The 22,690-nt window shown below is 65.5% G+C and carries 22 protein-coding genes and 1 pseudogene; 15 read left to right on the top strand and 8 right to left on the bottom strand.

Annotation, left to right across the window (positions count from 1 at the left end):
* From MF610_RS17935 to MF610_RS17915, 5 genes and pseudogenes are all read right to left on the bottom strand, one after another.
* Nucleotides 1-207, bottom strand: a pseudogene (locus MF610_RS17935) (TrbI/VirB10 family protein); the annotation flags it as partial.
* A 211-nt stretch (nt 208-418) separates the two neighbouring features.
* On the bottom strand, nt 419-1,474 hold the full coding sequence (locus MF610_RS17930) for an asparagine synthase-related protein (protein ID WP_242201646.1): 1,056 nt from the start codon (nt 1,472-1,474) through the stop codon (nt 419-421).
* A complete protein-coding gene (locus MF610_RS19205; protein ID WP_242201644.1) occupies nt 1,471-2,061 on the bottom strand; it encodes a lasso peptide biosynthesis B2 protein in 591 nt (196 codons plus the stop codon). The genes MF610_RS17930 and MF610_RS19205 overlap by 4 nt, the downstream gene beginning before the upstream one ends.
* A 93-nt stretch (nt 2,062-2,154) precedes the next feature.
* Entirely contained in the window at nt 2,155-2,286 is a 132-nt protein-coding gene (locus MF610_RS17920) for a benenodin family lasso peptide (RefSeq protein WP_157013586.1), read from the bottom strand.
* 400 nt (nt 2,287-2,686) lie between these two features.
* The gene (locus MF610_RS17915; protein WP_242201642.1) at nt 2,687-3,127 is read right to left on the bottom strand and encodes a MarR family winged helix-turn-helix transcriptional regulator; all 441 of its coding nucleotides are present in this window, start codon (nt 3,125-3,127) and stop codon (nt 2,687-2,689) included.
* A gap of 109 nt (nt 3,128-3,236) precedes the next feature.
* On the opposite strand from MF610_RS17915, the gene MF610_RS17910 reads away from it, so the two are divergent.
* From MF610_RS17910 to MF610_RS17895, 4 genes are all read left to right on the top strand, one after another.
* Nucleotides 3,237-3,569, top strand: a complete 333-nt coding sequence (locus tag MF610_RS17910; RefSeq protein ID WP_242201641.1) for an antibiotic biosynthesis monooxygenase — start codon at nt 3,237-3,239, stop codon at nt 3,567-3,569.
* Nucleotides 3,570-4,244: 675 nt separating this feature from the next.
* Nucleotides 4,245-4,544, top strand: coding sequence for a putative quinol monooxygenase (locus MF610_RS17905; protein WP_242201639.1), 300 nt, complete (start codon nt 4,245-4,247; stop codon nt 4,542-4,544).
* Entirely contained in the window at nt 4,541-5,428 is an 888-nt protein-coding gene (locus MF610_RS17900) for a sigma-70 family RNA polymerase sigma factor (protein WP_242201636.1), read from the top strand. The genes MF610_RS17905 and MF610_RS17900 overlap by 4 nt, the downstream gene beginning before the upstream one ends.
* A gap of 348 nt (nt 5,429-5,776) precedes the next feature.
* The gene (locus MF610_RS17895) at nt 5,777-6,919 is read left to right on the top strand and encodes a cytochrome P450 (RefSeq protein WP_242201635.1); all 1,143 of its coding nucleotides are present in this window, start codon (nt 5,777-5,779) and stop codon (nt 6,917-6,919) included.
* A 233-nt stretch (nt 6,920-7,152) separates the two neighbouring features.
* On the opposite strand, the gene MF610_RS17890 is transcribed toward MF610_RS17895, so the two are convergent.
* A complete protein-coding gene (locus MF610_RS17890) occupies nt 7,153-7,911 on the bottom strand; it encodes a GDSL-type esterase/lipase family protein (RefSeq protein ID WP_242201633.1) in 759 nt (252 codons plus the stop codon).
* A gap of 140 nt (nt 7,912-8,051) precedes the next feature.
* On the opposite strand from MF610_RS17890, the gene MF610_RS17885 reads away from it, so the two are divergent.
* The 9 genes from MF610_RS17885 to MF610_RS17845 all read left to right on the top strand — a co-directional run bounded on the left by MF610_RS17885 (nt 8,052) and on the right by MF610_RS17845 (nt 19,818).
* A complete protein-coding gene (locus MF610_RS17885) occupies nt 8,052-8,720 on the top strand; it encodes a TetR/AcrR family transcriptional regulator (protein WP_242201632.1) in 669 nt (222 codons plus the stop codon).
* 55 nt (nt 8,721-8,775) lie between these two features.
* Nucleotides 8,776-9,342, top strand: coding sequence for an RNA polymerase sigma factor (locus MF610_RS17880; protein ID WP_242201630.1), 567 nt, complete (start codon nt 8,776-8,778; stop codon nt 9,340-9,342).
* Nucleotides 9,339-10,307, top strand: a complete 969-nt coding sequence (locus MF610_RS17875) for a FecR family protein (RefSeq protein ID WP_242201628.1) — start codon at nt 9,339-9,341, stop codon at nt 10,305-10,307. The genes MF610_RS17880 and MF610_RS17875 overlap by 4 nt, the downstream gene beginning before the upstream one ends.
* Before the next feature lie 83 nt (nt 10,308-10,390).
* Complete coding sequence (locus MF610_RS17870; RefSeq protein ID WP_242201627.1) at nt 10,391-13,153, top strand: TonB-dependent receptor; 2,763 nt, start codon at nt 10,391-10,393, stop codon at nt 13,151-13,153.
* Between the two features lie 13 nt (nt 13,154-13,166).
* Nucleotides 13,167-14,507 (top strand): alpha/beta fold hydrolase, encoded by a 1,341-nt coding sequence (locus MF610_RS17865; protein ID WP_242201625.1) that lies wholly within the window; start codon nt 13,167-13,169, stop codon nt 14,505-14,507.
* Nucleotides 14,504-15,796: a glycoside hydrolase family 1 protein gene (locus tag MF610_RS17860; RefSeq protein WP_242201624.1), complete on the top strand. Its 1,293-nt coding sequence runs from the start codon at nt 14,504-14,506 to the stop codon at nt 15,794-15,796. Before MF610_RS17865 ends, MF610_RS17860 begins: the two co-directional genes overlap by 4 nt.
* Nucleotides 15,796-16,839 carry an alpha/beta hydrolase gene (locus MF610_RS17855; protein ID WP_242201622.1) on the top strand — a complete coding sequence of 348 codons (1,044 nt, stop codon included), beginning with the start codon at nt 15,796-15,798 and terminating at the stop codon, nt 16,837-16,839. The genes MF610_RS17860 and MF610_RS17855 overlap by 1 nt, the downstream gene beginning before the upstream one ends.
* 16 nt (nt 16,840-16,855) lie before the next feature.
* Entirely contained in the window at nt 16,856-18,205 is a 1,350-nt protein-coding gene (locus tag MF610_RS17850) for an alpha/beta hydrolase family protein (RefSeq protein WP_242201620.1), read from the top strand.
* Nucleotides 18,206-18,207: 2 nt separating this feature from the next.
* A complete protein-coding gene (locus MF610_RS17845) occupies nt 18,208-19,818 on the top strand; it encodes a long-chain-fatty-acid--CoA ligase (RefSeq protein WP_242201619.1) in 1,611 nt (536 codons plus the stop codon).
* A 55-nt stretch (nt 19,819-19,873) separates the two neighbouring features.
* Here MF610_RS17845 and MF610_RS17840 read toward each other — a convergent pair whose 3' ends face one another.
* Both MF610_RS17840 and MF610_RS17835 read right to left on the bottom strand, forming a co-directional pair.
* Nucleotides 19,874-20,608, bottom strand: a complete 735-nt coding sequence (locus MF610_RS17840) for a GntR family transcriptional regulator (protein ID WP_242201617.1) — start codon at nt 20,606-20,608, stop codon at nt 19,874-19,876.
* A complete protein-coding gene (locus tag MF610_RS17835; protein ID WP_380870567.1) occupies nt 20,605-20,991 on the bottom strand; it encodes a hypothetical protein in 387 nt (128 codons plus the stop codon). Before MF610_RS17835 ends, MF610_RS17840 begins: the two co-directional genes overlap by 4 nt.
* A gap of 35 nt (nt 20,992-21,026) precedes the next feature.
* Between MF610_RS17835 and hemN the strand changes: the two genes are divergently transcribed.
* Both hemN and MF610_RS17825 read left to right on the top strand, forming a co-directional pair.
* Nucleotides 21,027-22,349, top strand: coding sequence for an oxygen-independent coproporphyrinogen III oxidase (hemN, locus tag MF610_RS17830; protein WP_242201615.1), 1,323 nt, complete (start codon nt 21,027-21,029; stop codon nt 22,347-22,349).
* On the top strand, nt 22,339-22,690 hold a 352-nt coding region (locus tag MF610_RS17825; protein ID WP_242201613.1), incomplete at its 3' end, for a Crp/Fnr family transcriptional regulator. The genes hemN and MF610_RS17825, both read left to right, overlap by 11 nt.

Here is a 22,690-nt window from a genome sequence, read left to right as displayed (position 1 = left end):
TCAGCTTGTCCTTCTCGGATAAGGGGCGAGGATGAGATCGCGGGTCACCAGCACGCGCACGGGCGCGCCGGGACGGATCGTGACCGTCGGCTGGGCGTCGAGGTTGCGCTGGGTGATCTGGTCGCCGGCTCGTGCGGTGTTCGTCTGGGCGGACTGGCGGATTGCCTGCACGAGGTCGCTTCCGCCGGAGATCGACAGCTCGGAGCCTCGAGCCATGGATGGGAAGGATCAAGGCCATCGACTATCCCGGGATCGAGGAAGCTGTGGTCGACTGACCAACGATAGGCCGCGCGACGCGTCATCAACCGCGCGCCGGCGCGCGCCAGGACAGCAGCAAGGCTGACCTGGGCCATCCGTGCGATCGAACCCGCCGTTGCGAGGGGATGCGATTCCCTGCCCATGGCGAACAGGGCATCGACTACCGGGGCGACGCTTTGCAGCGAGCAGAACATGTTGTCGCCGCCACCGCCATCGATGACCAGCGCCGAACCGGTTTCTCTCGCCAGGTCGTCCGCAGCCGCAAATGTTGCTTGGCGGAACTGCGCACCGGTTGGTCGCGGCAAGCCACGCGCGAGGGGACGCGTGAGATCGACTTGACGAGGATCGCGAACGACTTCGACCAACGGGACGTCGAGATGGCGCGCCACGGCCCGGCATGATCGCGTTCGTCGCCCTGTGCGTCCGCGACCACCATCGTCAGGCAGGTGAAGCGGCGCCCATTGGATGCCAGCGCCGCCGCCACGACCGACGAATCCAGCCCGCCGGACAGGAGCAGGATCGCCGGCACGTCGACCGGGAGGCGAGACACGACCGCAGTGTCGATCGCCCCGGCCAATGCTTCCGCCGCCGCATCGCGAGTGTGGAATGCCTGCGCCCGGTCGGTCCACGACCAGGGAGACCAGTGCCGCTCCAGGCGAATGCCGCGGTCGTAGACCTCGATTGCCTGGCCGCCGGCAAGTTCCTCGACGCCGCGCAGGCAGGTGCGCCCATTGCGCAGGTCGGTGGCCGCGAGGAATTGGCCCACGGCATGCCAGTCGACAGCCGGAGCCGAACCACCGAATGCGCCCAACAGCCGGACCGATGAGGCCAGGATGACATGGTCGGGCGCGTCCTGCCAATAGCGTGACAAGCTGCCGAACGGCGCGCGCACGGCGTAGCGGCCGTCACGCGAGGTACCGAAGGCAACATAATCGCCCCAATGGCCACGCGTCAGTTCACTTGCCGCGCTTACAGTCCCGAACGAGGCGCGAAGTGTCGCTTCCGTCAGCGGCGTGGCCTCACCGCGTCGGAACAGCGATCCGACAATCCAGCTTCCCGACGTTGGAATCGCATGCGACGATGCGATCATCATCCGATTGTCGATATGGCATAGCCCAAGGCCGGCCCGGCGGGCTGCCTCGGAAAAGCGGGATTGCTCCCCTGCGCCGAAGGGCTTGGACTTGGCCAACCATGCAGCGAATGCTGGCCGGATCATATCATGAGGATCGGCGTGAACGCGTGCACGACATGCAACTCGTCGTTGAGCACTTCGGTGTCGCGCTGGACCCAGGCATGCGCCGCGAACGGGGCCAACTGCACGCCGAAGACAAGCCGGGCATCGGCAGAAGCACGTCGCCGGGCCAGCGCCAGCGACAGGGGAAGACAATGCCCCGTTGGGCTGACCAGCAGGCGCAGTCGCGCAAAAGCGCCCGCATGGCGATCGACATGGCGGGCAGTTCCGCTTCGCCGCTCTCGCCGACGCTGAAGCGCTGCAAGTTCACATCCCAGGCCGCGCCTGCGTATGCGCCAGATGCTCGCCGCGAAGCACAGTCCGGCAATCATCGTCGAGGACCTGGGCGTGGTGTCGATTACCTCGAGGCGACTGATCCGCGCGCGCGGGAGTTGGCAAGGCACAAGAGGCTCGCCCTTGGTGCTGTCGAGCAGTCCGGCTCGGACGAGTGCGAGGAGCGGTGCCGCCGCCTCGCCCGCAAGTTCTGCACCGGCGCATAGTCGGTTGAGGGCTTGGCTCATCGCTGCTGGAAGCATCCAGTAGCGATCCGAGCGGGCATCGAGGAAAATCACGCTCTCGCCAATTGAGCAGAAGCCAACCAACGGGGGTAGGAAGAACCTCATCGCGAAGCGGCGGGGTGTTCCCGGGAACACCCCGCCACCCTTTCAGTCGTCGGCCAAGCCGGCGCCGAGGAACCCCTGGACCTCGTCGATCGGGGTACCGGCCGGGCCTTGGGTCAGGACACGGGCATCGCCCAGATCGACCAGCGTCGGTGCCTTGTCGTTATCGCGTTCCATGACGTTCTCCTTGGTATGCCGCGATCATTCGCGACCTTGGGAGAATGTGCCGGCCGGTTGGATATACGAACTTTATACGGAGTTGATATTTCGAATGTCGGCGGTGCTGCAGCACCCAAGTTAATCCGTTGATCAAGCGCATGGCGCCGCAGATTGTTACCCGGCCCCAGCACCCTGAACGTCTTCTAGGACATGGGCGAACATACTCCCAGCTCAGCCCACCATCGAATAGCCAAGGCGCGTTCAAACAAAAACGGCACAAGTAAGTTATAAATATTGTACCTTCCAGTCACGCTCACCGCTATCGCCAAGCGATGAATCACTATCATCGACGATCCGATGTCCATCTAACGGAAATTTTCAACATGACACACCAATAGTGACGCTGACACTGGAACAACTAACCGGTCTTGTCGATCCTTTCGCGCATCGTCGACAAAACCTCTAGCGCCAACGAAATGTCTTCCTTGGATATCCCACTTACCAGTTTCTCTACCCATGGTTCACGCTTGCGCATCGCAGCCGAGTAGGCCGTTCGTCCTTTATCGGTCAAAATGACAAGCTGGGCGCGCCGGTGATGAGGATTCTCGCGAAAAGCAACGAAGCCATTTTCCGACAGCTCATTTACTATACGCTGCACGCCTTGGCGTTGAAGCCCCATAGCGCGCGCGATATGGGCAACCGGCTGGTCCGCAGTCGAGCCCGCTATCGCGCCGAGCACTTGCCAGCGTGCACTGGACAACCCCAACGGCGCGACCAGGTCATCACCGCCGGCAAGAAGTCGGGCGTTCAAACGGAACACCTCCAGAATCAGAAGCCCGGCATCACTGCGATCCTGCATCCCATCTCCAACGAAATTGACAACGGCTTACCGATATGGTGACCTGCTGTCACATTGCCCCTGGTTGCGCAGGGGCACAAGTTGCGATCGTGTGAAGGAGAATCCTCCCATGAGCCACCACTCCGAATCGGTATTCAGGGTAGACAAGTTCGATGTGCCTTCGACCAGTCGGGACGAGTTTATATTCAAGCTGCGCGAGTCCCACGCGCTCCTTGATGACATGGACGGTTGCATTCAGAACTATATTCTCGAGCAGTCGTCAGGCACTGGCCGCTTCAACATCGTAACATTCGTCGAATGGCGTGATCAGGAAACTTACGAGGCCGCGCGATCAGCAGCTCGAGCGCGACATGTAGCAAGTGGGTTCGAGGCACAAACCATGTTTGATCGGCTGGGAATCAGTGTCGATATAGCCAACTATTCGGTTGTTCCGCATGCCTAGGCGTTCAGTCCCGGCATCTGGCAAATCAAGGCGACGATGATTTGACCTGTCCCTGACGTTCAGCTCTTGGCAATGTTTTTTCGAGGCTCGATGCTGTCGAGCGCCTTGAACCGGCAGTCGAAACTGTAGCCGACCACGAATTCGGCAAGTCGCGTCCGGAATTGGTCGCGGCTCTCGTAAAGAAGGCTTAATGGTAGCCTCCTTGATGGTTTGGCACATCCGCTCGCCTGGCCACCCTTGATCCACGAATGATTGGGTTCGGTAACCCAGTGCTCGATACCGCGTGCCCCTCAGGCTATGTTGAATCAAATCTGGCACCGTCAGGCTGTGTTGCGATTTTGCGGCTGCTTGGTCTCGAGCAGGGTGAGGGAATGAGGCACCGTCAGTCCGATTTTCCGATCCTGAACGGTCACTCTCTTCTGCCACTTCGCGTCCGTGTTCGGGCCGACCGCAGCCCGCGCTTATCGCCGCGAGCAAAGCTTCCAATTGCTGCAGCGTTGCTCGGAAGGTGGCGTGGTCGTCGTGCCCCCGTGATAAACTCGTGATATACGGTCTGCTGCCGTTTCGCACGATCCGCGTCCCCTTGGGAATATGCCTGTCAATGGCGTCACGATCGCATGGGCCGAGCCGTCATGATGATGGGGGAGTACACTCTCATCATCTGGAGACCCGATCATGCAAGCCCTGTTCCTCGAGCATTGCACCAAGCCCGGCCGGCGCGACGAACTGGAGGCGTCTTGGCGTCGCCACATGATGCCAGCCATTAGCACCAACGACGGCCACCTCGCCTACCTCTACGGTTTCGGTGCCGACCCCGACACGGTAGTCGCGTTCCAGCTGTATCGGTCCGGGGAGGACGCGAACGCATTCATGCAGTCGCCTGCGTACCTCGCATACCTGGCTGAATCGCGGCCGTTGTTGCAGCATGATCCCGAAATTACGACGTTCGAGCCGCGCTGGTTCAAGGGCGTGTGACGCAGGCCGAACCCCAGGCGAAGCTGGCGGCGTTCGAGGCCGCCCGGCCGGCAATGTTCGGCATGGCGTATCGCATGCTCGGGACGCATGCCGATGCCGAAGACGTTCTGCAGGACGTCTTCCTCCGCTGGTCGAAGGCTGATCGAGGCGCGATCCTGAACCCGGCGGCGTGGCTGATGACGGCCTGCACCCGGCGGTCGATCGACATGTTACGGTCCTTCGCCCGTGCGCGTACGGACTATGTGGGACCGTGGCTGCCCGAACCACTGGCAGGTACGACGGCGAGCGAGGATGATGAACTATCGTTCGCAGTTGAAACCGCCTTCCTACTATTACTGGAGCGATCGTCGCCCAGGGAACGAGCCGCCTTTCTCCTGCACGAGGTTTTCGGCCTCGCGCATGCCGAGGTAGGAGCCTCGCTCGGTACGAGCGAGGCCGCGAGCCGCAAGCTCGTCTCCCGCGCACGTGCGCACGTGACGTCCGGCCGGCAGCGGGCGCGGCTTGATCCCGATCGGCAGCGCGCCCTGCTCGCCGCATTCCAGCACGCCATACTGACCGAAGACATGGCGGCGTTCTCCGCCGCGCTTGCGAATGATGTGCGGCTGGAAGCGGACGGTGGCGGAAAAGCGGCCGCAACGTCCGCGCCTGTGGAAGGCCGAGATACCGTTCTGGCATTTTGTGCGCACGCGCGAAAGTGGTGGCGCGGGTACCGCTGGACCGTCGTTCGGCTCGCAACCGGCTACGGGGCAGTGCTGTACGATGGTCCCGTCGTCGTGGCGACGATATGGTTCGGTAGCAACGATGGGGAGCGCATCTCGAACCTCTACATCATGCGAAACCCTGACAAGCTCCGGTCGGTCGGCGTCACCGCAGAAAGCTCCTGACCCCGCGTAACTGATCCATGCTTTCTGCTTCGCGGGATCTAGTCAGAATTTCAGGCGCATCTCGCGTTCCCGATCGACAACTGCAGATAGGTTCGACCGTTTGGAAGAGCCACTCGTTTGCAGAACGGCAATGCGCGCGCCCGGCCGTCATGCCTACTTCCGGCCTGAACCCGCAGATGGGCCATTTGCCTTGCAAGCAATATTTGAGTTAATAGGTGCCCTCACGCTTTTGCGGAAGGTGTCATGTCCTACTACGCGCATTGCCGGATTCGCTGACCAAACGATCGATCGAATGCAGTCCCTGGCCTTAGGCCGGGCGCTTCGCGTTGTTCTTTCGGAGATGATCCCATGCGCATGTTTGACGACTTTACCTTGCCAGGATTCTGGCAAGCTCCTTTCGCTATGTTCGAGCGCAGCTTTGCCAGTGGAGATAGACTGCAATCTAGTCCGGACGGTGGGCTGGCCATCCTGGGCTATACGGCACTTCGCCGTTTCGGCATGCATCCTGCCATCGACGGAACGCCAATGGCAGACGTATCCGACGGACCCTTTGCAACCGGGCATGATATACTTCGACACGGCCTCTTCACCCAGGTTGGGGAAGATCATAGGCGCCTGCGCAGGGCGGTTCTGACGGGGCTTAACCACGCTGCGGTCAAACACTTCGTGCCAGACGCACGAAGTGTCGTAGGTCGGCATTTTCGCGCAGCCAAAGATGGCCCCGTCGACCTGTTCGGCGATTTATGCTTGCCGATCGCTGCCGAATGCTGGGCCAGTTTCGCGGGTTACGGGAACGCGCAGGCACAGCGTCTGAGCGAAGATGTAGAGGTGTTCAGTCGACACCTCTCGTTCGATCCCGATCCATCCCAGGCAGTGAATGCCGATGCCGCGGCCCGGTCCATGTTACTTCGCACAGCGGCCGCAATCGACAACCAAGCGGGATGTCCGGCGGCTCGCATCGTACAAGCGGTCGGATCATGTCGCGGCACACCGCTAGTAGCCTCGCTGCTGTTCGACGCAATCGACACGGCTGCGGCGGGCTTGGCAGGAATGCTTGCGGTTCTGCTGGAGGAGGAGAATGACCTGTCGGCATTGGCGGATTGCTCCTACCGCGAACTTGCGATCGAAGAAGCACTGCGTCTCGCAACGCCGACGCCCTTTACCGTGAGACAGGCGCGAGAACCGATCACGATCGACGATTGCCCCGTACCCGAGAACGCCTTGATCTGGATGTGGTGGTCCGCAGGGAATCGTGATCCGGACGCATTCCCCGAGCCCCAATGTTATCGTCCTGGTCGGCAAAGCCGTGGCCTGCCGTTCGGGATCGGACCGCATGGTTGCGTCGGACATGGCTGGACAAAGCAACTCGCCCATCTGATGGTCGACGCGGCGTTCTGTCAGACGTTGCAACTCAGGGCGACGGCGGACGATTGGCGATGGGTGATCGGCGGTGCCCGCCGTCCGCAAGACCTGGCTGTCATCATGCGCTGATCGTACAAGCGGGTCCGAATCGTCCGTCGGACCCGCTTGTATAAGATGGCGTTGTCCCGCCCGCTTTTCGCTATCATTCCCGGGGAAATGATGCGGCCGGCAAACTCGCCCTTCATTTCCGCGACGCGCTTTCTTCCGGCCTGCCACCGTTACCGGAAGATGCCCAGGGCGTACCCGCGCAGACGACCGTAGCAAGAGCGACGCCTCGTTCAGGCGAACGCGGCTCCAGCCCGCTATCGGGCGCGGGGCATCGTCTCGACCAAAGGTTTTGCCGACGGTTCCCCCTTTCCCGATTGCGAACCGAGAACCTGTCGGATCGCAGGCAAGATCCCCGCTGCCAGCTTACGGTGATCAGATTCGGACAGATGAATGCCGTCGACCCCATGTACGGAGCCGCCGATCGCTGCGGCAGCGTCGAACTCTGGAATATGTGCTGCGGCGGCAGCCGCCTTGAACGCGGTTGCGAATGCAACTGATTTGTCGTGGCTGCCGGCGTAGCGGCTGCTCCATTCCTCAATCGGGATCGTGGAAACCTGCGCCGGCGACACAATCAGCACTTTTGGTGCTGGATAAGTGGTACCGATACCGCCCGCTGACGCCTGAACCTTTCGTGCCAGCGACACCGCGGCATCCGCGATCTGGCGAGGGGTGCGCCGGTATCGCGCCTGGAGATCGTTGGTGCCGAGCATGATGACGACGAGATCGAGTGGCATGTTCGCCGCGATCGACGCAGGCAGGTGCTTTGCGCCGTTGACGGTATCGGGCCGCATGACGCTGCCTGGCCAGTCTTCGCCATCGAGGTCGGTGGTGCGGAGGTTCAAGCCATCCTCGATCACCACGTAGCCGGAGCCGAGCTCCCGTTGCAGAATGCCCGTCCACCGCCGATCGGCTGGAAAGCGACGCGTCGGCGCACCGTCGTCGCGTGCTTCATAACCCCAGCTATTGCTGTCGCCGTAGACGAGGATGCGGCGAGGTTCGGCAGCGGCAGCCATTCCGGAAAGGGTGATGGGTAATAGCGCCCCCACGGCCAACCAGAATCCACGTAGCATAGGCGGCAACCTTTCGCAGTGATCGATACGGAAATAGGTGCACTTGCGTTGCCACTTGTCAACGGACTATTGTATCGATCACTATGAAAAAGGCTTCGCCGATGAACGGTCGCCCTCGTGGTCGTCCGCGCCAATTCGATCGCGACCACGCCGTTGCGACGGCACTGTCACTGTTTAGAGTGCGCGGCTACGAAGGCACCTCGATCGCGCATCTGACCCAGGCGATCGGGGTGTCCGCGACCAGCCTGTACGGTGTGTTCCCCAGCAAGGAGGCGCTCTTCGAGGAAGCGATCGCACGGTACCAAAGCACCGAGGGAGCGTTCGCGGCAGCAGCGCTGGAACGGGCCAGTACGGCGTTCGACGCGATCCATGACCTCCTCGCGGAAGCTGCCGTACGTTACGCGCGTAGCGATGGCTCGGGCGGCTGCTTGATCGCACTCGGTGTCCTGAGCTGCGGCGTCGAGCATCGCGATATAGCACAACGGATGGAGGAGCGACGATCTGCCGCCCGTGCCGCGATCAAAGCTCGGCTTGATCGCGGCAAGCAGGCCGGTGAGTTGCGACAGGAAACGGACACTCGTTCGCTAGCAGCCTTCTACGCGGCGACCCTGCAAGGCATGTCCGTTCAGGCGCGAGACGGCGCTTCCGCGCAAGAATTGAAGCGGATAGCGCAGACAGCCTTGGTACCGCTTGGCCTTTACCGCACGTCCTGCCGGGGGAAGGCAGGGCTCGCCGACAGCGTGACAAGCTGATCTGGCAACAGAAAGACGTTACGGGTTGCGGCATGTCATTCGTCACGACGTTTTGATGACCGACGATGATGTCCTGAAGCGCTGGTTCGTGGCCGACGTGCTTCCGCTGGAACGCGACCTCGAGCGCTATCTCGCACGGCATTGTCGGGCGCGGGACGATGTCATCGATCTGCGGCAGGAAGTGTATGAACATGCCGTGGCCGCCGCGCGCAAAAGCCTTCCGCTCAATACCCGTCCCTTCGTGCTGACGGTCGCGCGCAATCTGTTGATCGATCGTGCCCGTCGGGCGAAGGTGGTCTCGTTCGAACAGATGGCGGACCTCGACGAACTGAACATACCCGATCTTGTCGAGGCGGACCGCGCACTGACGGCGCGCGACGAACTCCGCCGTGCCATGGCCGGGCTGGATCAGTTGCCCCCGCGTTGTCGCGAGGTCGTGCGGCTGCGGCGCGTGGAGGGGCTGAACATCCGCGAAACCGCCGACCGGCTCGGCGTCGGTCACCATACGGTCGAGCGGCAGTTGACGCTCGGCCTCCGGGCATTGGCCAATTTCATGCTCGGCGGGAATGCACGGATCGAACGCAAGCCAGGGCTGGCCCCGCGACGGAAGCGGACGCCATGACCCGCCGCAACGATATCGAGGCGCGCGCCGCCGCCTGGCTGGTACGACGCGACCAGCCCGAATGGGGCGCGGCGGACGACGAGGCGCTCAAGGGCTGGCTGGCGGAGAGCGATGCGCACAAGGTTGCGCTATGGCGGCTGGAGGCGGGCTGGGACGCCACCGCGCGGCTCGCCGCGACGCGGAGCGTGGCCGTGGAACGACCTTCGCTGAACCGGCTGCTGGAAAGCCGCGCGCTTCAGGCGCTGGCGGCCAGCCTTGTCCTGATATGCCTGTTCGCCGCCGCGGTCGTTCCGGAATGGGTGCGACGCGACCAGCCGCAGCCGCTTCGCCGGTTCGCCACTACCGTCGGCGAACATCGCGCGGTGCGCCTGCCCGATGGCAGCGCGGTGACGCTCAACACGGCCAGTACGATGAGGGCCGCGGTCGACAGCGGTCGGCGCGCCGTCTGGCTTGATCGCGGCGAAGCCTATTTCGACGTGGCCCATGACGCGCGCCATCCGTTCGTGATTCATGCCGGGGACCGGGTGGTGACGGTCCTCGGCACCCGCTTCTCGGTACGACGCGACGGCGGGATGGTCACCGTCGCTGTCGTCGAAGGTCGCGTCCGGGTGGAGGATGCTGCCAAGGGTGAGCGCGGACGGGCGGCCGTCCTCACCGCCGGCAACGTCGCCATTTCGCGAGGAACGTCGATGCTGCTGACCGACCGGTCATCCGCGCGGGCGGAAGCGGCGCTGTCCTGGCGACGGGGCATGCTCACCTTCGACCGCACGACGCTGGAAGAGGCTGCCGCCGAGTTCAACCGCTACAATCGCCGTCAAATCCGGATCGCCGACCCGCAGGCTGCGCAGATCCGGATCGGCGGCACATTCGATGCGACTGACATCGATGCGTTCGCGCGGCTGATGCGCGCGGGGTTCGGACTGGCGGTGCGCGAAGAGGCGGATGCGATCACGATAAATTCCTGATCGATTGCGTTACGACTTTCCACGCCCCACCCGTCTAGCGTTGCAGAAGGCCCGAAGAGGCCGTGCAGTATTGGAGGGGGAATATGGCCGGGAAGTATCGGTTCCTGATCGCGGCGACACTCGCAAGTAGCTGGACAGCAACGCCTTCATGGTCGCAGTCACGAGCGGAAACTACCAACCGGGTCCGCACGTACAGCATTGCGCCCGGATCGATGCGCGCGGCGCTCGACGCCTGGGCACGACAGTCCGGCACGCCGGTGCTGTATCGCAGCGAGGAAGTCGATGCGTTGCGCTCGCGCGGCGTACGCGGAAAGCTGGACGCGGTGGCAGCCCTGCGGGCGGTGGTGGGCGGCTCCGGCCTCGTCCTGCATCGTGATCGCAGCGGCGCGATTGCCGTAACGCGGATGCCGGCCCCGGACCGCACGGCGGCGATCGCCCCTGCCGCGCAACCGGCTGCGGCGCCCACCCAGGAAGACGACTCTATCGGCGACATCGTCGTGACCGCGCGTCGTACGGCGGAACGTGGCCAGCGGGTTCCGGTGGCGATCACCGCCTTCTCGCAGGATGCAATCCGTGAAAAGGGCATCAACAACGGAACCGACCTCCAGAATTTCACGCCGTCCCTGTCGGTGGTCGGCGATGTCGCGCGCAATCAGGAAACCTACACCATCCGCGGCATGGGCGGGACCGGCGGTCCGGGTGCGGGGAGCGGTCCCGGGGTGGTTGGCTATTTCGCCGAAGTCCCCACCAGCGTCAGCGGTCCGGGTAATTTCTATGACCTCGCATCCTTGCAGGTCCTGAAAGGCCCGCAGGGAACGCTGTTCGGGCGCAATACGACCGGCGGTGCCGTTCTGCTGGAGCCGCAGCGTCCGCGGATGAACAAGGTCGAAGGCTATGTCGACGGGACGATCGGCAACCTCCAGCGCAAGAGCGTTCAAGGCGCGCTGAACGTGCCGATCGTCGACGACGTGGTGGCGGTCCGCTTCGCCGGGCAGCTGGACCAGCGCGAAGGCTATGTCCGCGACGCCATCACCGGGCGCGACTATCTGAACCGCAACAATTTCAGCCTGCGCCTCGGCATCCAGTTCGATCCGACCGCCACGGTCAGCAACTATACCGCTGTCAGCTATCAGGAGGTCGACGAGAATGGCGGCGGCAGCATCCTGCTCGCGGTGAACCCCGCGCGCCCCTATGCGGCGTTGTTGCAGCCTTATCTCGCGGCGCAGCAGGCACGCGGTGTGCGCCGGACCGCGCTGAGCGTGCCGACGTTCGAGAAGGCGAAGAACTTCCTCGTCCTCAACAATACCGAATGGCGCGTCAGCGACACGTTCACGCTCAAGAACATCTTCAGTTATGCGCGCACCCGCTCGACCAGCGCCACCGACCGCGATTCGACGACGCTGCCGATCGCCGACCTGCTCGGCGGCTATCCCGGCAGCTGGAACAACAACCTGCGCACGATCACCGAGGAGGTGCAGGCGCGCTACGACGACGGCACGCTCAGGGTACAGGCAGGCGGCTTCTTCCTCGACCAGAAGACCCCGGCACCGCTCACCTTCGCCACCGTAAACCCGATGCAGGTCGGCGGCATCCTGGGCGGCGGTCCGTTGCTGATCCCGCAGTCGTTGCAGGCAGCGCTCGGCCTGACCGGCCCGCTGGTCCCCGCACTGACCTTGCAACCGAGCGCCCATGTCGACGGGCGGAGCAAGGCGGCCTATGCGCAGGTACAGTATAAGATCGTTCCGACGCTGACAGCCACCGCCGGCTTCCGCTGGACGTGGGACGAATTCGGCGGCGACATCCAGAGCTATCAGGACCCCGCCAGCTACCAGATCTTCAACCGGCTCGCGGCACTCGGGATCATCAGCCCCGCCCAAGCGGCGCAGGTGGCCGGATTGAACGCCGGGCTGTGCGTCTACGATGCGTACCAGGCCGTCGCCGCCGGTCGCTTGCCTACGCTCAAATATCCGAACTGCACGTCGCCGACCTTTCGCGGCGAGAGCAACGGCCCGACTTGGCAGCTCGGACTTGACTGGCAGGCCGATCCGCAGACCCTGCTCTACGCCGTATCGCGGCGGGGCTATAAATCAGGGGCGAGCAACCCGATCGTGTCACTGTTCCTTGGCGAGGAGCATCCGCTGTTCCCGGTGAAGCCCGAACAGGTGACCGATGCCGAGATCGGCCTGAAGCGCGACTGGAGCTTCGGCGACGTCCGGGCGCGCACGAACGTCGCTGCCTTCTATACCTGGTACAACGACATCCAGGTCATCCAGCGCGCCGCCATCGCCGGATCGGACATCCTGACCAATGCCCAGCGCGCGCGGGTGATGGGGCTGGAGTTTGAAGGCATGCTGGTCCCGGTCAAGGGGCTGACCCTTGGCGCCACCTATTCGTACAACTCCGCCAAATATCTGCAGTACGACACGATCGCGATCCCCGCGATCCCGCAGGCGCTGACCGCCGCGCAGCCAAGCCGCGACCTTGCCGGCACGCCCTTTTCCTTCGTGCCGAAGCACAAGTACAATCTGACCGCGAGCGTCGACCTGCCCCTCCCCGAACGCGAGGGGACGCTGCAGTTGGCCGGCAACTGGTCATATCAGTCGAGCCAGCGCGTCACACCCGAGGCGCAGCCGTTCGACACCATCGCGGGGTACGGCCTTCTGAACCTTCGCCTCGACTGGCGCGACGTGCGCGGCTTCCCGCTCGACCTAGCCTTCTACGGCACCAACATCCTGAACCGGGAATATCGGGTGACCGCCAATCCCAGCTACAATAATTCGGGCTTTATCGGCTCGATCTATGGCGAGCCGGCGCAATATGGCGTCCAGCTCCGCTATCGTTTTTGAAGGGCGGGCGAACATGATGCGCCACGCCGCGATCCTCCCCGTCATCCTGCTGGCCAGCGCCAGCATCGCCCGGCAGGCGCCAAGCGCGTTCCAGCCGACCGCTGCCCAGACCGCCCTGCAATACAGGGCACGCGCGGCCGGCGCCACCGAACTGGCGGCGACCGCCGCACCCGGCGGCGGCATGATCCTGAACGGCACCATCGAAGGACGCCGGTTCGTCCTGACCATTCCGTCGAACTGGACCGGGGAAACGGTGCTGTTCGGGCAGGGCTACGCCTTGCCGGGCACCCCGCCGACCGTGCCCGCCGATCCGCTGGCGAAGGACCCCGGCGGCGGTCTGTTCAATCACCTGTACGCGCAGGGGATCGCCAGCGGCATCGCCGCGGTCGACAAGAACGGCATCGCGACCGAGACCGCGACCCGCAACACCATGCGGTTGCGCGCGTTGGCGGCGAAACTGGGGGCCAAGCGCTTCTATGCGGTCGGCGGGTCGATGGGCGGCAACATCGTCCTGTCGCTGATCGAAAATCATCCGAAGGCCTTTTCCGGCGCGCTGGCGATGTGCGGGGTGACGCAGGGCTGGCTGGCGATGGTACGGCAACTTGCCGACATGCGCGGCGCCTATGACGTGCTGACCGAGGGAACGCCCTATGCGCTGCCCGGTGGCAAGGACCTGACCCGCTCGGCGCTGCCGATCGTACCGCCGGCGGATGGTACGATGGCGGGCGATGCGTTCCGCGAGGCGCAGAAGACCAGGCTGCTGTCGCCGATCCTCGCGCTGTTCCTCGCCGCCAAGGCGAACCCGCAGGGACCGGAGGCGCGGATCATCCGGCAGGTCGCGGCGGTCGGCGGCTTCGCACCCGATCCGGCGGCACTCGGTGCGCCGATTTCCTCCGCCGCGCTCGGCATGGACGATATCCGCGCGACGATGGGCGGCCTGCCGATCGGCAATCGCGACATCGTCTACGCCCCGCCCGAAATGGATGCGGCGCAAACGGCGGCGTTCAACCGCAAGATGCAGCGCTACGATGCCGATCCTCGGGCGGTCGCCTATGCGCAGCGCTGGCACGAGGCGACGGGACGATTCCGTATCCCGCTGGTCACGGTGCATCAGACGATCGACTCGCTGGTCCCCTTTGCCCAGTCGGAGGGGCTGGGTCGGATCACCGCCGCCGCCGGCAACGGCACCCGGCTGGCGCAATATGCGGTGCCGCCGACGAAGATCGCGCTGCCCGGCGGCCTAAGCGGGTACACGCATTGCGGATTCACGCCCGCCCAGAACATCGCCGCGTTCGATGCGATGCGCACCTGGGTCCGGAACGGGCGCAAGCCAGGACCGGATGCAGTGCGATGACGATCGATCGACGCGATCTGCTCGGGCTCGGCGCGGCGGTCGCGGTCACGACGGCGCTGCCGGCACGCGCCGCCGGGCCCGCCCCGTTTCTCTGGGGCGCGGCGACGGCGGGGCATCAGGTCGAGGGCAACAACGTCAACGCCGATATCTGGCTGCTCGAACAGGTCACGCCGACCGTTTTCGCCGAACCGTCCGGCGATGCCTGCGACAGCCTGCACCGCTGGCGCGAGGATGTGGCGATCATCCGCATGCTGGGACTGAACTGCTATCGCTTCTCGGTCGAATGGCCCCGTATCGAACCGGCAAAGGGCCAGTTCTCGCGAGCGTGGCTCGATCATTATGCGCGCATGGTCGACCATTGTCGCGAGCAGGGTATCGCCCCTGTCGTCACCTTCAACCATTTCACTGCCCCGCGCTGGTTCGCGGCGGCCGGCGGCTGGGAACAGGCGGACGCACCGGCGCTGTTCGCCCGCTATGCCGAGCGTGTCGCCCGTGCGATGGCGGACGGGATCAGCCATGCGCTGACCTTCAACGAGCCCAATCTGGCACTGGGCGGGCGCTGGGCGGTCAGTCCGCCGCCGCCCGCCTTCATGGCGCGCATGGCGGCATGTGTCGCGGCGGCAGCGAAGGCCAGCGGGTCGGATCGCTTCTCCGTCCTCAATGGCGGGGATCCCCGGCCGATGATTCCTGGCATCACCGCGGCACACGTCCAGGCCCGTGCAGCGATCAAGGCCGTCCGGGGCGACCTGCCCGTCGGCCTCAGCCTCGCGATCCCCGATGAGGTGGCGGTAGGGCCGGACAGCGCGATCGAACGCAAGCGGGCCGACGTCTATGGTCCCTTCTTCGCGGTGATGGACAAGGACGATTTCGTCGGCGTCCAGACCTATGGCCGCGCCTATATCGGCGCGGAGCGCGAGATCGCGCTGCCAGCCGACGCGGCGCGCCGTCCCGATGGACGCGAATGGTTTCCGGCCGCAGTCGGCAACGTCGTGCGCTATGTCCACCGCGAGACGGCCAAGCCGGTACTGGTGACCGAGAACGGGATTGACGCCGTCGACGACCGCGAACGCGCGCGGTTCATCCCCGCAGCGATCGCATCGGTGGACGCCGCACGGCGCGACGGCGTGCCGGTGCTGGGCTATATCCACTGGTCGCTGCTAGACAATTTCGAATGGTTTTCGGGCTACGGCCCCAGGTTCGGACTGGTCGCGGTCGATCGCACCAGTTTCCGCCGCACGGTCAAGCCGAGCGCGCGCGCCTATGCCGCCCTCGTGGCGGGACGGCGGTGATGCGGCGCCTCGCGATCACCGCGCTGGTCCTGTCGATCGTGATCGGCCAGCCGGCGACAGCGCAGGACGTGGCCGTGCCGGCCTTTACCCTGCCACCATCCAACCAGCTCAGCGGCGAGGCCCGCCAGGTCTTGGCGCGAATGAAAGCGGAAACGGCGCCGAAGGACATCGCCGGCGATCTGGTGCGGCAACGTGCCTTCTACCAGCAGTGGAACGACCGCCGCCTCGCCGAGATGCGCCGCCACTTCGCGACACGCGAATGGCAGCAGAGGATCGCGGGCGTACCCGTTGCCGTCGTCGAACCGACGACCGGCATCGCCCCCGGCAATGCCCGGCGCGTCCTGATCAACGTCCATGGCGGTGCCTTCCTGTGGGGATCGGGCAGCGGCGCCTTGGTCGAAGCGATCCCGATCGCCGCCGTGATGCGGGTGCGGGTGGTCACGGTTGACTATCGGCTGGCACCCGAACACCGTTATCCGGCCGCGTCGGAGGATGTGGTGGCCGTCTACCGCGCGTTGCTCAAGACGCATCGTCCGGAAAATATCGGCATCTATGGCTGCTCGGCCGGCGGCATCATCACCGCGCAGGCGACCGCCTGGATTCGCAAGACCGGAATGCCGCGACCCGGTGCGATCGGAACCTTCTGTGGCACCGGGGCCACCTATTCGGGGGACAGCCCCTACCTTGCCGGGCCGATCAGTGGCGGCGACATCGTCCCGGCGCCCGTGCTGCCCGCGACCTTGCCGACCCCGTATATGGCCGGCGTGGCCGGCAGCGATCCGACGGCCTATCCGCTGCAGTCTGACGCGGAGATCCGCGCGATGCCGCCGACCTTGCTGCTGGGGGGCGGGCGCGATTTCGCGGTCAGCGCCCTGACGCGCGCCCATCGTCGCCTGACCGCAGCCGGGGTGCCGAGCGAACTGCAACTATTCGACGGCCTGCCGCACGCCTTCTTCATGTGGCCCGACATGCCTGAATCCACCGAAGCCTTTCGCCTGATCGCGAGCTTCTTTGACCGGCATCTGGGCCGGCGCCCCCGATAGCCAAGGAGTACGTCCGATGCGCACCTTCCCCCGATGGTCCCTGCTCGTCTCCGGTGCCTTGGCGCTGGCCGTCCCGCTCGCGCCCGCCGGCGCGAGGGACGCTCCAGCGTCCAGTCAGCAGCTGCTCGTCGCGAAGGCCAGCCGACTGGGTGCCACCGACGTCACCGCGACCGCCCGCGCGGACGGGGGCGTCACGATCAACGGCCGTCTCGACGGCAACCTGTTCGCACTTGCCTTCCCCCGGGAATGGACGGGCGATGGCCTGCTCTATGCGCATGGCTATTCGACTCCCGGCACGCCGGTGGCGGTATCGCCCGATCCAGTTGACCAGGGGCCGGGCACCGGTGCGCTTGGCGAGGCCTATGCACAGGGCTTCGCGGTCGGGCACAGCGCCTATGCCAAGGCCGGGCTGGGTGTGGAGGCAGGAGTGAACGCCACCGCCCGCCTGCGTGACCTGCTGGCAAGGATGGGCGGAAAGCGCCTCTACGTGATGGGCGATTCGATGGGCGGCGGGATCGTCGTCACCCTCCTCGAACTATACCCCAGGGCCTTTGCCGGTGGCCTCGCCCGCTGCGGTGTCGTTGCCAACTGGCAGGACCTGCTCGGACGGCTGATCGACATGCGCCTGGCCTACAATGCCCTGACCAAGGGCACGCCCTATGCGCTGCCCGGCAACCAGGACGTTCGCCGCGACGCGATGTCGTCACGCCCGCCCGCCGGAACTCCGGACGCGGCGGCACAGGCCTATGTCTTCGCCCAGATCGCCAAGGTCGGCATGCCGCCGCTTGCCTTGTGGACCGCCGCACAGAAGGACCCGACCGGCCGCGAGGCACGGATCGTTCGCGCCGTCGCCACGATCGGCGGGTTCGAATATGACGCCGCATCGCTCGCCTATCCGCTCGTCACGGCCGCACTGGGCGCCGACGACATGGCAGCGACCGCCGGCGGCTGGGTCCATGGCAATATCGGCAAGGTCTATGCCGCACCCTCGCTGACCGCCGAAGAGAACGCCGCGCTCAACCGCGACATCCAACGGGTCGAAGCCGCGCCACAGGCCGTCGCCTATCTCCGCAAATGGCGCACCGCCACCGGCCGGGTCGAGGCGCCGTTGGTGACGCTCCACAACCGGATCGATTCCCTCGTCCCCTACGCGCAGGAAGCGCAGCTGGCCGCGGCGGTGGCAAAGGCCCGGCGGACCGCGAAGCTGGCGCAGTTCACCGTCCCGCCGACCCGCGCCCCGCTGCCGATCGGCGGGATCGAGGGCTATACCCATTGCGGCTTCGACAAGGGGCAGACGCTCGCCGCGTGGAATGCGTTGCGTGCCTGGGTCGAACAAGGCCGCAAGCCCGACGCGGAGCTCCGCTGACCATGGGCTATCGTTTCGCCACCCCGGCGCCGGAAGCCTATGCCTATCCGCTGCTGATCCGCCATCTACTGCAAAGCGCGCTTGATGTGCGCAGCCCGTGCGCGATCGTCGGGACCGATGGCCGCCGCCACGATTATGCCGAACTGGGGCGGCGGATCGGCCGCCTCGCCGCTGTGCTGGCCGATCATGGGGTTGGGCCGGGCGATGTAGTCGCGGTGATGGACTGGGACAGCCACCGCTATCTCGAAGCCTATTTCGCGGTGCCGATGATGGGCGCGGTGCTGCAGACGGTAAACGTTCGCCTGTCGCCCGAGCAGATCGCCTATACGCTCGCCGATACCGGTGCGCGGTTACTGCTGTTCCATGTCGATTTCGCCGCGCTCGTCCAGACGATCGACGGGCAACTGCCGGCGCTGATCTGCAGGATGGCGATGCACGACGGGTTGCCGGTGCAGGACATGGCGGTTGCAGGGGACTATGAGACGTTGCTGGCGGCGGGGTCCGACCTCTTCCCCTTCGTCGATTTCGACGAACATGCCCTCGCGACGACCTTCCATACGACGGGCACGACCGGATTGCCCAAGGCGGTCGCGTTCAGCCACCGGCAGATCGTCCTCCACACGCTGGCGGTTCTCGCGACGATGGCCGGCCAGCCCGACCATCAGGCACTGCGCCGCGACGATGTCTACATGCCGCTGACACCGATGTTCCATGTCCACGCCTGGGGCCTGCCCTATATCGCGACCTTGCTGGGGCTGAAGCAGGTCTATCCGGGTCGCTATCTTGCGGATCGGATCGTGGCACTCGGCGAAGAAGAGGGCGTCACCTTCTCGCACGGCGTCCCGACGATCGTCCAGATGTTGGTCGAGGCGCTCGGCGATCGCACGCTGGAGCGCCCGTGGAAGATGGTCGTCGGCGGCTCCGCACTGCCGAGCAGCCTCCGCGACGCCGCCCGCGAGCGCGGCATCATGGCGTTCGCCGGCTATGGCATGTCGGAGACGGCGCCGGTCGTGTCGATCGCGCGGAACGATCCGGGCGACCCGCCGGGTGGCACCGAGCGTTGCTGCCTCGCCGGGCGTCCCATCCCGCTCGCCCAGGTCCGGGTCGTCGACGAGCGCGGCGCCGACGCCATAGAGGGAGAATTGACGGTACGCGCGCCGTGGCTGACGATGAGCTATGGCAATGACCGGCATGCATCGGACGCGCTGTGGCGCGGGGGATGGCTGCACACGCAGGACGTCGTGCAGGTCACCCCGCGCGGCGACATCGTCGTTCGGGACCGGCTGAAGGACGTCATCAAGTCCGGCGGCGAATGGATATCCTCGATCCAGCTCGAGGAACTGGTGATGCGCCATCCACAGGTCGCGGCGGCGGCGGTCGTGGGCGTACCCGATGACCGCTGGGGCGAGCGGCCGATTGCGTTCATCGTGCCTGCGGCGGAAGCGCCGAACCTGCCCGCGATCCTCGCGCACCTCTCGCAATTCGTCACGGACGGCATCATCAGCCGCTATGCCCTGCCCGATCGCCTCATCGTCCTCGACGCCTTGCCCCGCACCAGCGTCGGCAAGATCGACAAGAAGGCGCTGCGGAAGCTCGATACGCTTGGCGCGTGAGCATATGCTGATGTTGTCGATGGTGGCTCTTGCGTTCGTTCCGGCGAACGCAGCGCTATTGTAGGTCGGTGATCATACTCCGGAAATCGGGAGGCGCCATTCCGACAGGGCCCCGCGGCACGAGACCATTGCCGACCGACCCGACTCCGTTCGCATCCAAGGCGGAAGGGTGCGCAGCGCTGCCACAGTTAGTCCCGCAGTAGCGCACGACGATTACGACGACGAGTCGCTGGCGGCGCTGGTGATAGTTGCGCCACCCTGTACGCAGCGCGGCGACATCACCGCGGTTGGCCGCCGCAGTCAGCCGCGCGAGTTCCTGGTCGGTCTCGGAGATCAGGTTACCCCCGATGAGGCGGACCGCATGCACGCGCGCATTGATGTCGCGCATGGCGCGCAGATGCTCCTCGTTGCCCGACGCGCGGGCGAGCCACTCGGCGAGCGCTGCCGTCGCGCCAAGGACATCATCCTTATCGTCCCGCTCGCGCGCCACGGCGGCCAGACGCCTACCCGCCGATCGCAGGATGATCCCTATGACGTCCTCGTTCCAGCGATAGAGTTCGGCGAGCGCGGGCGCGTCGATCATCGGGACGTGGAAGCCGCCGCCGGGGCGGGCATCGACCAACCCTGCGCCGCACAGCTGGTTCAACGCCTCGCGTACCGGCGTCGCGCTGGTGGCAAGGCCATCCGCCAGCACGGCCGGGTCGAGCCGCGCGCCGGGTCGCAGGCCGCGCGTCAGGATCATCCGCCGGACCGCGTCATGGACCCGCGCGGTCGTCGCACCGGCGTTCATCCGCCTGGCCGCTGCCTGGCGACGAAGGCCACGACCATCTCGGCCTGGTCGGGCCGGAGCGCGTCGACCGCGCCGATCGCCGCGTCGATGTCGTCGCCGAGCAGGATCGAGGGGCATTGGCCCTCGTAATTGCCGAGATTGGGGCGACGCTGGCGATAGCCGACCAGCGCTGCCAGTTCGGGCGTGAAGCTCCGCGCCACCGCCGGTGGATAGGCGAGCCATTGGTTCTCATAAGGCTTCAGCCATCCCAGTGCATAGCCGACCACCACGCCCCGCCGGATGCTGTCGCTACGGTTCGGCCCCGCGCCGTGCAGCGCCGAGCCTAGGAGAGGGTCGCCCCCGCCGCCTTGACCATCGACAAAGGCTGGTTTGACCGCGGTCAAAGGCGCGTCCGCAGGATCGGGCCACGGGATGCGCCATGTGGCCCTATCATCCCCATCTGCTCGCCCGGCCCGTGCCGCGCTACACCAGCTATCCCACCGCCGCAGAGTTTGGCGACGGGGTCGGTCATGACGACATGGCCGCCGCGCTCGATGCCGTCGATGCGGATGCGGACGTGTCGCTCTATCTGCATATCCCCTATTGCCGGGCGATCTGCTGGTATTGCGGGTGCAACACCGGTGCGGCGAACCGGACGACGCGGCTGGAGGCGTATCTGACGCGGCTACATGCCGAGATCGACAGGATCGCCGCCCGGCTGGAGGGGTGCGGACAAATCCGGCGGATTGCCTTTGGCGGGGGAAGTCCCAACGCCATTTCCTCCGGCGCGTTTGCAGCACTGGTCGCCCATCTGCGCAGGGCCTTCGCGTGTGAAGACGCACCGCTATCGCTGGAAATCGATCCGCGCGGCTTCGCGCCGGACTGGGCGAGCGTCATCGCCGAGAACGGCGTCGCGCGGGTCAGCCTGGGCGTGCAAACCTTCGATCCCATGCTCCAGGCGGCGATCGGCAGGGTTCAACCGCGCGAAAATATCATCAGCGCCGTCGCACTGTTGCGCGGAGCCGGGGTTGGATCGATCAATTTCGACCTGATGTACGGCCTGCCCGGACAGACCGACGCGGCGCTCCAAGCCACGCTGGAAGAAACGATCGCGCTTGCGCCCGAGCGGCTGGCGGTCTTCGGCTATGCGCATGTCCCCCATTTGATCCCACGCCAGCGCCGGATCGACGCGACCGTGCTGCCTGCTGCGGCGGCGCGCTTCGCGCAGGCCGCAGCGGCGCATGAGCGACTGACGGCGGCGGGCTACCGAGCAGTCGGGTTCGACCACTTCGCCAAACCGCATGATCCACTGGCACAGGCGGCGGCAAACGGCACGCTGCGCCGTAACTTCCAGGGTTTCACCGACGATCCCGCCGAGATCCTGATCGGCCTGGGTACCAGCGCGATCAGCGAATTTCCCGACCGCCTGCTTCAGAACGCGAAGAAGGCGGGCGATTGGCATCAGGCGATCAACGCCGGTCGGTTCGCGACCGCGCGTGGTATCCGTCGGACGCCACTCGACCGACGGCGGGGCGCGGCGATTGCAGGGGTGCTGTGCCAAGGAATCGTCGATACGAACGGTTTGCCGGAGCGGGATGCCATTCATATCCGGCTTTCCCGCTTCGAGCAGGCCGGGCTGCTCCGATGGGAAGGGCATCGCCTGTGCCTGACGGCCGACGCGCTGCCCTATGCCCGCAGCATCGCCGCCGCCTTCGACGCCTGGCGCAGCGAGGACGACATGCGTTTCAGTCATGCCGTGTGACCTGCCGCCGCGCTGCGCCGCCTGCACCGCGCGTGACATGGCGCTATGCGACGGACTGGGCGGCGCGGAGCTGGCCGCGGTTCATGATATCGGTCGTCGCCGCCGGTTGAGCGCCGGACAAGCATTCGGCTGGAGCGGCGATCCAGCCAGCCATTGCGCCAATCTCGTCTCGGGTGTGCTCAAGGTGTCGCGCGAGGAGGCGGATGGTGGCGTCCAGATCGTCGGGCTGCTCTATCCCGGAAATTTCGTCGGCACGCTCTTTGCCGAACATTGCGGCGACACGATCGCAGCGCTGAGCGATGCCGATCTGTGCGTCTATCCACGTGTGGCGCTGGAGGCGT

The sequence above is a fragment of the Sphingomonas hankookensis genome (genome assembly GCF_022664465.1).
GTDB classification, from domain to species: Bacteria; Pseudomonadota; Alphaproteobacteria; order Sphingomonadales; family Sphingomonadaceae; genus Sphingomonas; species Sphingomonas hankookensis.
The sequence above is the reverse complement of the archived record's forward strand: the minus strand, read 5'-3'. Positions and strand labels throughout refer to the sequence as shown.